11 protein-coding genes are annotated in these 13,122 nt (G+C 71.0%); 7 read left to right on the top strand and 4 right to left on the bottom strand.

What is annotated here, in order from left to right; translation table 11 throughout:
- Positions 1-24 precede the first annotated feature (24 nt).
- Both AB0H43_RS28290 and AB0H43_RS28285 read left to right on the top strand, forming a co-directional pair.
- A complete protein-coding gene (locus AB0H43_RS28290; RefSeq protein ID WP_360004170.1) occupies positions 25-405 on the top strand; it encodes a hypothetical protein in 381 nt (126 codons plus the stop codon).
- The gene (locus tag AB0H43_RS28285; RefSeq protein ID WP_360004168.1) at positions 402-842 is read left to right on the top strand and encodes a MerR family transcriptional regulator; all 441 of its coding nucleotides are present in this window, start codon (positions 402-404) and stop codon (positions 840-842) included. The genes AB0H43_RS28290 and AB0H43_RS28285 overlap by 4 nt, the downstream gene beginning before the upstream one ends.
- 104 nt (positions 843-946) lie before the next feature.
- On the opposite strand, the gene AB0H43_RS28280 is transcribed toward AB0H43_RS28285, so the two are convergent.
- Positions 947-1,888: a GNAT family N-acetyltransferase gene (locus tag AB0H43_RS28280; RefSeq protein WP_360004166.1), complete on the bottom strand. Its 942-nt coding sequence runs from the start codon at positions 1,886-1,888 to the stop codon at positions 947-949.
- A 216-nt stretch (positions 1,889-2,104) separates the two neighbouring features.
- Here AB0H43_RS28280 and AB0H43_RS28275 point away from each other — a divergent pair, with 216 nt between their 5' ends.
- The 4 genes from AB0H43_RS28275 (at position 2,105) to AB0H43_RS28260 (ending at position 8,461) form a co-directional block, all read left to right on the top strand.
- The gene (locus AB0H43_RS28275) at positions 2,105-3,940 is read left to right on the top strand and encodes a cellulose binding domain-containing protein (protein ID WP_360004164.1); all 1,836 of its coding nucleotides are present in this window, start codon (positions 2,105-2,107) and stop codon (positions 3,938-3,940) included.
- Between the two features lie 132 nt (positions 3,941-4,072).
- Complete coding sequence (locus AB0H43_RS28270) at positions 4,073-5,755, top strand: hypothetical protein (RefSeq protein ID WP_360004163.1); 1,683 nt, start codon at positions 4,073-4,075, stop codon at positions 5,753-5,755.
- Positions 5,756-5,769: 14 nt separating this feature from the next.
- Positions 5,770-7,335: a glycoside hydrolase family 43 protein gene (locus tag AB0H43_RS28265; protein WP_360004161.1), complete on the top strand. Its 1,566-nt coding sequence runs from the start codon at positions 5,770-5,772 to the stop codon at positions 7,333-7,335.
- Between the two features lie 106 nt (positions 7,336-7,441).
- On the top strand, positions 7,442-8,461 hold the full coding sequence (locus AB0H43_RS28260; protein ID WP_360004160.1) for a LacI family DNA-binding transcriptional regulator: 1,020 nt from the start codon (positions 7,442-7,444) through the stop codon (positions 8,459-8,461).
- A gap of 38 nt (positions 8,462-8,499) precedes the next feature.
- On the opposite strand, the gene AB0H43_RS28255 is transcribed toward AB0H43_RS28260, so the two are convergent.
- Both AB0H43_RS28255 and AB0H43_RS28250 read right to left on the bottom strand, forming a co-directional pair.
- Positions 8,500-9,270, bottom strand: coding sequence for an MBL fold metallo-hydrolase (locus AB0H43_RS28255; RefSeq protein ID WP_360004158.1), 771 nt, complete (start codon positions 9,268-9,270; stop codon positions 8,500-8,502).
- On the bottom strand, positions 9,267-11,411 hold the full coding sequence (locus tag AB0H43_RS28250; RefSeq protein ID WP_360004156.1) for a phage holin family protein: 2,145 nt from the start codon (positions 11,409-11,411) through the stop codon (positions 9,267-9,269). The genes AB0H43_RS28255 and AB0H43_RS28250 overlap by 4 nt, the downstream gene beginning before the upstream one ends.
- A gap of 93 nt (positions 11,412-11,504) precedes the next feature.
- Here AB0H43_RS28250 and AB0H43_RS28245 point away from each other — a divergent pair, with 93 nt between their 5' ends.
- Entirely contained in the window at positions 11,505-12,059 is a 555-nt protein-coding gene (locus AB0H43_RS28245) for a hypothetical protein (RefSeq protein ID WP_360004155.1), read from the top strand.
- 76 nt (positions 12,060-12,135) lie between these two features.
- Here the strand turns inward: AB0H43_RS28245 and AB0H43_RS28240 are convergent, their stop codons facing one another.
- The gene (locus tag AB0H43_RS28240) at positions 12,136-13,065 is read right to left on the bottom strand and encodes a MarR family transcriptional regulator (protein ID WP_360004154.1); all 930 of its coding nucleotides are present in this window, start codon (positions 13,063-13,065) and stop codon (positions 12,136-12,138) included.
- Positions 13,066-13,122: the final 57 nt, after the last annotated feature.

Raw genomic sequence — 13,122 nt, 5'->3', positions numbered from 1 at the left:
CGGGTACGGGTTTACCGTCAGAAGATGAACGAGACCCCTGCCGAGCTGGGCTGGGTGCCGGACGCGTGCACCTTGCCGACCGCCGAGCAGCCCCTGCGAGTGGCCGAGTTCGACGCGTTGTTCGCCGCCTCGCTGCGCCATGCGGAACGCCGTACGCCGACGCGTCTGCGTCTCACCTTGGCCTGTAGCACCGAACCAGCGGACGCCAGCCCGGCCGACGACAGCCTGGCGGACGCCGTACGCGACCTCGCCGCCCGCGAGACGCGATGCTGTTCGTTCTTCACCTTCACCGTCGCCACTCCTGAGCCCGGTGTCGTACGCCTCGACGTCGAGGTCCCCAGCGGCCACGTCGACGTGCTCGACGCGCTCGAAGCGCGGGCGGCGGCCGTTGGGAGCCGAGCGTGAGTCCGCTTCGCAGTGGCGAACTCGCCGAGGCGGCCGGGGTGAACCCGCAGACTCTCCGGTACTACGAACGCCGGGGGCTGTTGGCCGAACCGACTCGCAGTCCCGGCGGTCACCGGCTCTACCCGCCCGAAGCGCTGACCACCCTGCGTGTCATCAAAATTGCGCAGCGCCTGGGCTTCACCCTGGCCGAGGTCGCCGACCTGGTCGACCTCGGCACCCACCGGCACAGCCGTCGGGCGGACGCCGGTCTGCAGCGCCGGGCGTCGGCCAAGCTCATCGAGATCGAGGCGAAGATCGCCGACCTCCAGGTCGTCGCGGCCAGCCTGCGTACTGCGCTCGACGCGGGCTGCGACGACCTGGCCGCCTGCGCTACCACCGACCGCTGCCCGCTGCCGTTCGCCGACCTCGACCGCCGGGCTTCGAGCAGAACGGCATGAGGACTGAGTCCTCGACGACCCCGCCGGGCAACGCCTCGACGCCGTCCGCATCATCCGCGACGACATCCGCGACCGGGTCGAGAACCTGATCGGCGAGCTGCGCGTCACACGGCGACGAGCACGTGGGTCCAGATCGCCGTCTCGGTGAAGCCCAGTTTGGTGTTCACGGCGATCATCGCCGTATTCGTGGCGTCGTTGCTGGTGGAGACGGTGGTGACCGTCGGATGGTCGGCGACGAGGAGGCGGAGCGACTCGTACTTCACGGCGTGGGCGAGGCCCCGGTTGCGGTGGTCGGCGAGCACGGCGGTGTCATCGACCTTGGCCTGAGTGCCGGCCACGCGGAGATCGGTGAAGCCCGCCACCGTCCCGTCGGCGGTGAGGGCGGCGGTGACCCGTACTTCGTTGCCCCGCTCGGCGGCTGCTTGCTCGACTTCGCGGAGGCGGTCGGGCGTCCAGAGATCGGGGGCGATCGCGGCGTCGCGGGGCGCGTCGTTGATCGCCGCTCGGGCGCGAACGAAGGAGTCGAGCAGATCGTCCGGAGCGCCGCCGATCCATGATCGCAGGTGGTAGCCGTCCGGGAGGTCGCGGCGCAGGTCCGGGTCCAGCGGCGGGCGCCAGACGCTGCGGCGGCTGCGATTGGACTCGCGCCCGCCGAGGGCGGCGACGAAGGCCCGGCCCGGCTCGGTGAGCACCGAACCGGCCACCGTACGACAGCCGTTGCTCTCGGCGTACCCCTTGATGAGCCTGAACAACGCGCGGCCGTGACCCTGGCGGCGGTGCTCGGGCGCGACGATCAGGTCCGAGACCCAGACGGTGCTCGTGGAGCGGAGGACCGCCCAAGCGAACGCCACGATGTGGCCGGTGGGGGCGCGATGGGCCCAGGCGGCGGGGCGTTCCGAGGGCGGCAGGCAGCTGAGCCGGGCGCGGTAGTCGGCCTCGGTGGTGATGGACTCGGCCGGCGCCGCCTGGGTGCGATGGTCCGCGTGCAGCCGGTAGATGTCCGCCCAGTCGTCGTCGGTGCCGGTCGTCAGATCGAAGGGCGTCATGGGCGCCAAGCGTAGGGACCCGGACCCCGCCGCGCCAGGGGTTTCGGGACGTCCTCAGTGGAACGCGTTGACGCGGCGGGGCGGCGACACTACTCTCCAGAAACTATCGGACTGATGTCGAGAAAGTTTCCAGGCATTAACCCCTAATTGGACACAACGCCGTGCCCCTCGACCGTCCGAAGCCGAGAAACGCCCATTTCTCGTTTGGGAGGCCCCATGTCCGGCTCCACGAACCTCCGAAGGTCTTTAGCTCCCGTCCTCGCCGTCCTGGTGATCGCCGCGGGAACCGCCGCCGCGATGACCCTGCCCGCAGCCGCCGCGACGGCGGCGACCGTGTCCGTCAACGCCGGTCAGCGCCTGGCCACTGTTCCCGCCGAAGCCGTCGGGATGAACGTGGCCGTGTGGGACGGCCGGATGAACACCCCCGAGACGACGCAGCTGCTCGCCGCGGCGGGCATGAAACTCGTGCGCTACCCCGGCGGCGGGTACGCCGACGGCTACCACTGGCAGACGCACACCGTCGAAGGGGGCGGCTACGTCGCGCCGAACACCGAGTTCGACCAGTACGTCGCGACGGTGAAGGCGGCCGGCGCTCAGCCGATCATCACCGCGAACTACGGCTCCGGCACCCCGCAGGAGGCCGCCGACTGGGTCCGCTACGCCAACGTCACCAAGGGCTACGGCATCAAGTACTGGGAGATCGGCAACGAGCTGTACGGCAACGGTCACTACGGCGCGAAGTGGGAGACCGACAACCACGCCGACAAGAGCCCGGCGGCGTACGCGACAAATCTGCTGCAGTTCATCACCGCGATGAAGGCGGTCGACCCGACCATCAAGATCGGCGCAGTGCTGACGACGCCGAACAACTGGCCAGACGGAGTGATCGGCCCTGGCGACACCATGGACTGGAACCACACCGTGCTGTCGATCGCCGGGCCGCGCATCGACTACGTGATCGTGCACCACTACCCGTACAGCACCAGCGAAGCCGAGCTGCTGGGCAAGCCGCAGGCGGAGATCCCGGCGATGACCAGCGCGCTGCGTACGCTGATCGCCCAGTACGCGGGCACGAACGCGCCGAACGTCGGGATCGCGGTGACCGAGGGCAACTCGCAGTACGCAGTCGACACCTCCCCGGCCGGACTGTACGCCCCGGACACCTACCTGACCTGGTTGGAGAACGGCGCGTTCACCATGGACTGGTGGAACCTGCGTAACGGGACCGACTGCAGCAAGGTCACCACGATCCAGGGCGCGACCGACTACAACGACGGCGGCGTGGTCTCCAGCGGCGCCTCCTGCGAACCGGCGGCGAACACGCCGTTCGCGCCGTACTACGGCATCCAGCTGATGACGAAGCTGTTCGCCCCGGGCGACTCGCTCGTCCAGGCCACCAGCTCGTCGTCGCTGTTGTCGGCGCATGCGGTCAAGCGCGCCAACGGCGACCTGTCGGTCATGCTGATCAACAAGGATCCGAACAACGACGTGACCGTGGGCCTGTCCTACAGTGGGTTCACCGCGGCGGCGGGCAGCCCGACGGTCTACTCGTACCTGAAGAACGCGTCCGGCATCGGATCGGCCACGACCGGCAGCTCCGGGACGCAGACCGTGCCGGCGTACTCGATCGTCGTGGTGCAGCTGCACCCGGGGACGGGCACCAGTCCCAGCGCGTCGGCGTCGGCCTCCGCCTCGGCCTCCGCGTCACCGAGCACGAGTCCGAGTCAGGGCGGCTCGTGCCGGGTGGCGTACGTGAAGTCGAGCGAGTGGCCCGGCGGACTCGTGGCGAACGTGACCGTCGCCAACACCGGGAGCAGCGCGATCACCGGCTGGCGGCTCACCTGGACGTTCCCGGGCGACACCCGGGTCGGCAACGCCTGGAACGCCACGGTCACCCAATCCGGGGCCACGGTCACGGCGGTCGACGCCGCGTACAACGCCACGATTCCGGCGGGCGGCTCGCAGTCGTTCGGCTTCACCGGCACCTGGACCGCCGGCGACGCCAGCCCGACGAGCTTCGCCCTCAACGGTTCGCCCTGCACGACCGGCTGAACCCTCAACGGCTCGCCCCGCGACCGGCTGACACCCGGCCGGGACGGGCCGACCTCCTCAGCTGCCGGTGGCGGCCCGGCTTGGGTCTTGCCAGGCCGCCACCGGCCCCCCTCTTTCTCAAGGTGGTTTCCCATGACGTGGTTCCCCAGGACAACGCGACTTTCCCGGCGGGCCGTCCTCACCGGTGCGGCGGCCGTCGCCGGTGCGCTGACGACCGGCGGCCTGACCGCCTGCGGTCCGGGCGACAAGACCAACGCCCCGGGCACGACCGGCGCCGACGAGCTCAAGCGGGCTCTGCCCAAGTACATCCCGAGCACCTCGGTCACGCCGGACATCCCCAGCGTCACCGGCGCCGCCGGCGCCGCGTCCGATCCGGCCTTCCTCAGCTATCCCGCCAATCCGGCCCAGACGGTCGCCGCGAAACCGGGGGCAGGCGGCGTCTTCTCCACGCGTACGCCGTTGTGGGGCGCCATTCCACCGTCGAGCGGCAACACCTACTACGACGCGGTCAACGCCGCCCTCGGTTCGACGATGACGATGCAGCCCGCCGACGGAAACACCTATGTGGACACCCTGCCGGCGTTGTTCGCGGCGGGCAAACTGCCCGACTGGCTCCAGATCCCGTCCTGGGGCAACCAGAAGCTGAACCTCGGCACGGCGGTCGAGCAGTTCGTCGACCTGACCCCGTATCTGTCCGGCGACAACGTCGCCCAGTACCCGAACCTGGCCAACATCCCGTCGGCGGCGTGGCAGGCCGGGGTGTGGAACGGCAAGCTCTACGGCATCCCGTCGTTCTCCTCGCCGAACAACTTCCCGGGATATCTGTTCTACCGCAAAGACCTGCTCGAAGCCGCCGGGGTCTCGCCGGACCTGAAGTCGGCCGACGACCTGTTCGCGGCCGGCAAGCAGCTGACGGATGCGAATGCGGGTCGCTGGGCCTTCGACGACCTGTGGCCGTTTCTGCTCTTCCCGTACGGTGTGGTCAGCACCTGGAATCCCGGACCGGACGGCAAGCTGGTCCACCAGTACGAGACCGACGGGATCGTCGAGGCGATGTCGTTCGCGGCCCGGCTCGCCAAGGCCGGCTACGTCCACCCGGACGCGCTCGCCGGCAACACCGGCAACGGCCAGCAGCGGTTCTGGAGCGGCAAGGTCGCCATCGGCGCGGGCGGCACCGGCGCGATGGACGGCGACGACCACAAGGGCGGCACCGCGGCGAATCCGGCGTACAGCCGCCAGCTGGTCAAGGTCTTCAGCGCCAACGGCGGTACGCCGCAGATCCAGCTCGGCCCCGGCGCGGGCTGGTTCAGCTACCTGAACAGGAAGCTGTCCGACAAGCAGATCCGCGAGGCGCTGGCCATCGCGAACTTCCTCGCCGCGCCGTACGGGTCGAAGGAGTATCTGCTGGTCAACTTCGGCGCGGCGGACGTCGACTACACGATGACCGGCGGCAACCCGGTGCTGACCCAGCGGGGTTCCAAGGACGTGGCGACCAGTTACCAGTTCCTCGTCAGCGGGCCGCAGGTGTCGCTGGTCAAGAACGGGTTCACCCAGGTCGTCCAGGATTACGCCGCGTGGCAGGCGGACGCGGTCAAGCACGCGGTCCGGCCGATGTTCTTCGCGATGAACGTCACCGAGCCCGCCCAGTACGCCTCGATCGGCCAGCAGGTCGAGGACACCATCAAGGATGTGCGGTCGGGCCGCAAGTCGATCGACGACTACCGTGCCGCCGTCGTCGCCTGGCGCAAGCAGGGCGGCGACGAGCTTCGCAAGTTCTATGAGGTCATCCGCGAGAAGCACGGCACCGGACAGTGAAAGGAACTCTGCGCGTGAGTCCGACCCCCCAACCCGCCCCGGCCGGCGCCGCCACCGCGAGCGCCTGGCCGGAGCAGACCTTCGCGAACCCGGTCATCGCCGGGTTCCACCCCGATCCCAGCGTCTGCCGGGTCGGCGACGACTACTACCTGGCCTGTTCGAGCTTCGAGTACTTCCCCGGCGTACCGGTGTTCCACAGCCGCGACCTCGTGCACTGGGAGCAGATCGGCAACGCCCTGGACCGGTCCAGCCACCTCATGCTGACGGCGGACATGCCGTCGTCGGCCGGCGTATACGCACCGACGCTGCGCCACCACGACGGCCGGTTCTGGCTGATCACGACCAACGTCGGGGTCGGCAACCTGCTCGTCACCGCGGCCGATCCGGCCGGACCCTGGTCGGAGCCGACGTTGCTGCCCGGTGTGGCCGGGATCGATCCCGATCTGGCCTGGGACGAGCAAGGCCGCTGCTTCTGCACCACCGCCGGGGTGGCCCAGGTCGAACTCGACCCGGCGACCGGGCGGGTGATCGGCGAGCGGCGGCGGCTGTGGTCCGGTACGCCCGGAGCCCAGGCCCCGGAGGCCCCGCATCTCTATCGGATCGGCGATTACTGGTACTTGATGATCGCCGAGGGCGGCACCGAGCGGGGACACGCCGTGTCGATCGCCCGGGGCCACGCACCGGACGGGCCGTTCGAGCCGTGCCCGGCCAATCCGATCCTCACGCATCGGGGCACGCACCGGCCGATCCAGAACACCGGGCACGCCGACCTCGTCGAAGCCGCCGACGGGTCGTGGTGGCTGGTGCTGCTCGGCGTACGCCCCCGTGGCGGGACGCCCGGCTGGCATGTGCTCGGCCGGGAGACCTTCCTCGCCCCGGTGAGCTGGGTGGACGGCTGGCCGGTGGTGGGCGAGGTCGCCCCGGCCATGACGGTCCCGTCGTGGCCGCCGTCGCCCGTCCCCGAACCGCCCGTCCGGGACGACTTCGACGCCGATCGGCTGCACCCGCGCTGGATCTCCGTACGCTCTCGGCCGGAGGCGTACTGGTCGCTGTCCGATCCGGAGGGCCGGCTCACGCTGCGCGCGCGAAGCGACTCGCTGGACCACCCGGAGGTGATGTTCGTCGGCCGCCGTCAGCAGCACCTGTCGTGCCGGGCGCGGACCCTGATCGACACCACGGACGGCCGCGGCGGCCTGGCCGTACGCCTGGACGAGCGGCACCACTACGAGATCGAGGCGGGCGACGGCCGGGTGAGCGTGCTCGCCCGGCTCGGCTCGGTACGCACCACTGTCGCATCGAAAGCGATGCCGGGTAAAGAGATCCGGCTGCGGGTCGACGTATCGGCGACCGACCCCGGTGACTGGACTCCGTGCAAGGAGCCGGACGTGCTGCGCCTCGGGGTCGAGTCCGCCGACGGCGTCTTCGACGTGCTGGCCGAGCTCGACGGCCGCTACCTGTCGACGGAGGTCGCCGGTGGCTTCACCGGCCGGGTGATCGGCATGTACGCCGCCGCCGGAACGGTGCGATTCGACTGGTTCGACTACGAACCCCTCGCCGAACCCATCGCCGGCCCTGCGTAGACCCGGTTTAGCAGTATCCTTTGCGCCGTACGCCGGTCCGCCACGCAGCCACGTTCACGAGCACGTCGGCCGTGGACCGGCGCACGGCGGGGAAGGAGGATGCCAGGTGCCCGAAGCCGACGACGACGCCCGGCCCGTGACGATCTCCTACATCGCCGAGTCGGCCGGGGTGTCGATCCCGACGGTGTCCAAGGTCATCAACGGCCGCCGGGGCGTCGCGGCCGACACCCGGGCCCGGGTCGAGGCGGTGATCAGCGAGACCGGCTATCGCAAGCCCAGCACCGGACCGACGCCCAGCAAGCTGATGGAGCTGGTCTTCGACGAGCTGGAACACCAGTGGGGACTGCAGATCATCCACGGTGTGCAGCGGGTCGCCCGGGAGCACCGCATGGGCGTGGTGCTGACCGAGTTCGGGCCGCATCGGGGCGCCATCCGCTACTGGATCGACGACGCCCTGGCCCGCCGTCCGTCCTGTGTGGTCACGGTGGCGCAGTTGTCCGGCGAGCAGCGCAGCCAGTTGAAGGCCCAGGGCATCCCGTTCGTGGTGTTCGACCCGAGCGGCGAACTGCCTGAGGACGTTCCGTTCGTCGGGGCCACCAACTGGAACGGCGGGCGAACGGCGACCCGTCATCTGCTCGAACTGGGCCACCGCCAGATCGGCATGATCGCCGGACCCGGCGACCAGCTCTACTGCCGTGCCAGGCTCGACGGATACCGCGCGGCGTTGGAGACGGCGGGGCGGCTGCTCGTGCCGCACCTGGTCGTGCACGCCGAACTGACCCGCGAAGGTGGCTACGCGGCGGCGCAGACTCTGCTGAGCCGGCCGGATCGGCCCACCGCGATCTTCGCCAGCAACGACCTGCAGGCGCTCGGCGTCTACCAGGCCGCTCGGGCGGCGGGGTTGCGCGTACCGGCGGATCTCAGCGTGGTCGGCTTCGACGACCTGCCGATCGCGGCGCTGACCGATCCCCCGCTGACCACCATTCACCAGCCGCTGACTGAGATGGCCGTCGCCGCGACCGAGTTGGCCCTCGCGCTCGGCCGGGGCGAACGCACGCCGCAGGTCGGGCTCGAACTGGGCACGACGCTGACGGTACGCGAAAGCACTGCCCCTCCCCCGCTCTGATCGGCTGGCCGTCCGGTGTGCTCGACGGACACGGCCGATCACAGGTCGAGATGGCCGCCGACGGGCAGGACGTGCGGCCGGACTCCGGTTCCGTAGAGGGCTTCGGCGAACAGCGGCCCGGGCTGGGTCAGCACGCTTGCCATGAATCGCCGCATTCCGAAGGGGTGCAGCGTGCCCCAGTGCACCGGGACCGCGTGGGAGGCACCGGACAACACGGCCGCGCGGGCCGCCGTCCGCGGATCCAGATGCCCGGGGCCGAGGGTGGGACCCCAGCCCCACACGGGAACGACGGCCACGTCGAGCCGTCCGGTACGGGTGGCGTACCGGAGGCCGCGGAAGGACGGGTGCAGTCCGGTGTCGCCGGCCAGCCAGATCGATCCGTCCGGGGTGTCGACGACGTGCCCGACCGCTACCGCTGACGGTCCTCGCGGTTCACGGCGGCCCTGGTGCTCGGCGTGGACGGCGGTCACGGTCACTCCCCCGCCGAGACGCGTACTGTCGCCCACGGTTGCCTCGACGACCCCGTCGACGCCGCGGCGGCGTAGCCAGCCTCCCGCCTTCGGCGGCGCGAGGACCGTCGTCGCCCGCAGCGCCCGCAACGACGGGAGGTCGCAGTGGTCGTGATGCAGGTGCGAGAGGACGACGACGTCGACCGGTGGGTCGTGCCGCGCCAGCCGGTCCGCCGTCGCCGGCAGGGGCTGGGCGCGGACGAGGCCGCCGATCCGGCGCCGGACCAGCGGATCGGCTAGGAGCCGCAGCCCGGGGACCTCGACGAGCACCGCCGAGTGACCCAGCCAGGTGAGCCTCACGCCGCGTCCATCGGCTTGGCGTCCATCGGTCCCGCGTCCATCGGTCCCGCGTCCATCGCTTTCGCGGATGGTGGTTTGCGGATGCCGCCTCGTTCGAGCCAGCGGACGAGCTGACGGTGCACGACGTCGGCGCCGTAGAGGAGGGCCTCCCCGTCGACGCTGCGATCGAGCAGGTCGTCGTCGAGCGGCCAGTCGGCTGGGTGCACGAGCGCGGCGTGGTTCTGCCAGCCGCCCAGGCCGCCGTGGCAGCCGACCAGCTCCTCGAACGCGTGCACCTCGCCCGTGCGATCGTCGAAGGTGGAGTGCACGAAGATGTCCGGCGCGGTCGTCATGGCCGCCACCCGGGCGAGATCCGCGGCGGCGCGCGGGCCGAACGGCAGCAGCGGATCGGTTCCCTCCACGACGCCGTCGGTCAGCACGTGGACGCCGGCCGCTCCGATCGCCAGCGGTCCCCGCTCGCTGTCGACGACCACGAACCCCACTCCCGGCTCCGCGAGCAGGCCGGGCACGAGGTCCGGGAACTCTCGCTCCAGCGTCCGCCACGAGACACGGCCCGGCAGGCGAGGGAACCAGACCAGGCCGAGGTTGCCCGAACCGGCCACGACCAGCTCCGGCCGATCGGTCACGCTCACGTCATGGCGAGGTCCGAGCACCATGCCCGCGCCGCCTGCCTGCTGTTCGCGGCGAGCGGTCCACTGCGAGGTGGTACGCGTGACGCTCAGCAGCTGGGTGAGCATGGCGTTGACCGGGCCCCACGCCTCGACGGCCTGGGTCTCGTCCACCGAGGTCGACGGCGCGGCCCCGATGCGTTCCCGCACGGCGGCTTCGAGCGTACGCCCGGTGAGCTGCAGGAAGGTGGCGCCTTGGCTCTGGCCGTGATCGGACAGGACCACGAATCGGTACCGGCGCGGTGCGGCCGCGGCGACCTGCTCCAATGTGCTCAGTACACGGTCCACCCCGCGCAGCGCGTCGAGCGACTCGGCTCGGGCGACCCCGGCGTGGTGGGCGATCTCGTCGTAGTCCACGAAGTCGGCGTAGATCACCGGGGCGCCCGCCATCATGTGCTCGGCGACCAGCGCCACGTTGAGATCCCGGAGGACGGCGTTGGTCGCGCCCCGGAGGGCGACGTAGGAACCGTGCCGCCGAATCCGGGGTTCGATGCCGCGCAGGCGCTGCTGACGGCCCTGGTAAAGCTCCTTGATCATCTCCCCGACGGTGAGCACCAGCGCCCGCGCGAAGACGAACGGGCTCGCGAAGAACCGCAGGTACGCCCGTCCGGGGCCGAGGCCTTGCGTACCGGAGACCCGGCTCATCACCATCAGGGACGTGCCGGCGTCGCCGCTGAACATGTTGGACACGCTGACGCCGCCGTCGGCGAGCAGGCCTCGCCCGTCCGACAACCGCTCCTCCACCAGCGCCGCGTCGGCCGGGCGGTTGGTGACGACGAGCCGCCCCAGATCCTTGTCGTACCACCGGAAGGCGCAGATGCCGTCGTTGGTGCCGTGCAGCAGGGCGGCCTGGCTCGCCGGGGTGGTCGACGGTACGCGTGCCCACCACGACGTCATGTCGTGGCTGCCCGACCGGACCCAGCGGGCCAGCGTCGGCAGGTCGCCGGAGAGCACCCCGAACCGCAGCACGGGATAGGGCATCCCGTCGATCTGGACGACGACGACACCCTCGCCGTCGCCGGCCCGCGCCCGATGCCGCCGCGCGCCCCGGCGGATCAGGTCGGACACCAGGTAGGAGCTGTCGTTCACGCCGAGCAGCCAGCGGGTGACCGCCAGGACGATCGCCACCACGAACAACGTGCCGAAGAACGCGCCCACACCGCTCATCGACGCGCCCGGCACGATCACGACGGCGACCCAGAGCACCAGAAGCTGGACGACGAGGCCGACGGTCAGGGCGGCGACCGCACCCGCGCGGCCGGCCAGCAGGCGGAGCAGTGGCCGGGCGACCGCGTCGACCACACCCGTCGCGGCGGCGAGCACGATCGCGGCCCACCACGGCCGCAGCTCGAAGCCGTCCACCAGCCACGACGCCACGAGCAGCGCCAACGCCGTCGGAATCAGGCCGAGCAGGGCGTCGCGTACGTCGCGGGCACCGGCTCGGTAGCGGAGCCGTCGGCTCGGGTCGGACACTCCCGTATCTTCTCAGCATATGCGGGGGTATGCGGCTTCTGTCGGCAAAGACCGGCTCTTCGTCGGGCGGCGGACGCTGCGTACGATCTTGCCGTGAGCGAGACCCCCGCGCCCGCGTACCGACGTGACCTGCGCGTCAGCTTGAGCATCGCGGCCCTTGTCCTGACCACGGCCGCCACCGCCGGGCTGACCGTGGCGGCCGACGACGTCGCCGTGCTCCGCGACGCGCGGGACCGATGGCAAGGCATCGGCTACGTCCTGATCTGCCTGTACGCGGTCGCCGTGCCGCTCGGCACGGTGTTGCTCTCGTTCTGGGCCCGCGGCGTGGGCCGGTCGGTGCGGCTGGGCTGGCGGAACGCGGGCCTGGCACTCGGGCACGGCGCGCTGGTCGCGGCGCTGGCGTGGTTCTTCGGCGACGTCGTCGCGGACCACTTCACCAGCGGCCGGGGCGGCGGCTCGAAAGGCGCCTATGCGGCCTGGCTGATCGCGATGCTGCCGGCCTTCGCCGCCGTCGCGCTCGCGGGTGGCCTGTTCCCGCGGTCCGATCCGGGGCGGTCGAGTCACGGCGTCGTGGTCGGAACCGCCGTCGCCAGCTGGATCTTCGGCGCGCTCCCGTTCCTGCTGCTGGTCGTCTTCGCCCTCGCATGATCATCGCGTCACCCATGCTGCTTCGCGCGGCGATTTGCCCGTTCAAACAGCATGGCTGACGCAATGATCACAGCGCTCACGAGCTGAGCGGTGCGAGCGCCGTGAGCGCCTCGCGTTGGGCGGAGCTGAGGCGGTCGAGTCGGGGGACGAGGGCATAAGTAGCGCCGATCGCCTGGAGGGCAAAGGGATCGGCGATCGCGGGTTGCCCGTCGATCGCGTCGAGCGCGGCGGTCACCCGATCCGGCGGCCAGCCGAGCGCGGCGGCCAGTTCGGCCGGGGTGAGCGGGCGGGCGGCGTACATCAGGGCGGCGAGCACCGTCAACGCGTCGTAGACGACGGGTTCGGCGAGCGTACTGCCGCTCATGTGCTCGCTGAGCCGGCCGAAGAACTGGCCCATCTGCCCGAGCCGCCGGCCGGCGGTGCTGTCCGCGCCGAAGATCTCGATGCCCCGCCGCGTCGCGGTCGCGATGTCTCCATGCGCGCTGGTGTCGGTCTGCCAGGCTCGAAGCCAGACGTCGTCGTCGATGACGTAACGCTCCCGGCGGCCGGCGGCCGGGCGGCGGACGACGAGGTCCATGGCTTCGAGGTAGGCGATCGACTTCGACACCGACGCCGGGCTCACGTGCAGCCGCCCGACCAGGTCCGCTGCGGTCAGGCCGGTCGCGTCCGCGGTGAGCAGGCAGCCGAACACCCGGGCGGTCATCCGCGGTAGGCCGGTCGCGGCGAGCAGGACCGCGAACTCCTCCACGAACTCACGGACCGCATCGCTCCCGGCCGCGGCGAGTCCGGGCGGTCGCGCCGGCTTGCGACGACGCGCCCGGTCGCCGGCGGCCTGCTGTGCGTGCTCGGCCAGATAATCCCCGGGTACGCCGTTGCGCGCGACCTCGCGGCTGATCGTGGAGGTCGGGCGGCCGAGCCGGCGGCCGATCTCGGCGTAGCCGATTCCGTCGGCGAGCCAGACCGCGATCTGCCGGCGGTCCTCCTGGGTCAGCCTGCCTCCTGGCATCGGCGGCTCCTCTCCTTGCGTTCACTCACAGTACAGTGCAACGGCTCGCGGTCGGCA

It is taken from the genome of Hamadaea sp. NPDC050747, from assembly GCF_040654195.1.
GTDB lineage: Bacteria > Actinomycetota > Actinomycetes > Mycobacteriales > Micromonosporaceae > Hamadaea.
This window is presented reverse-complemented; position numbering and strand designations above follow the sequence as displayed.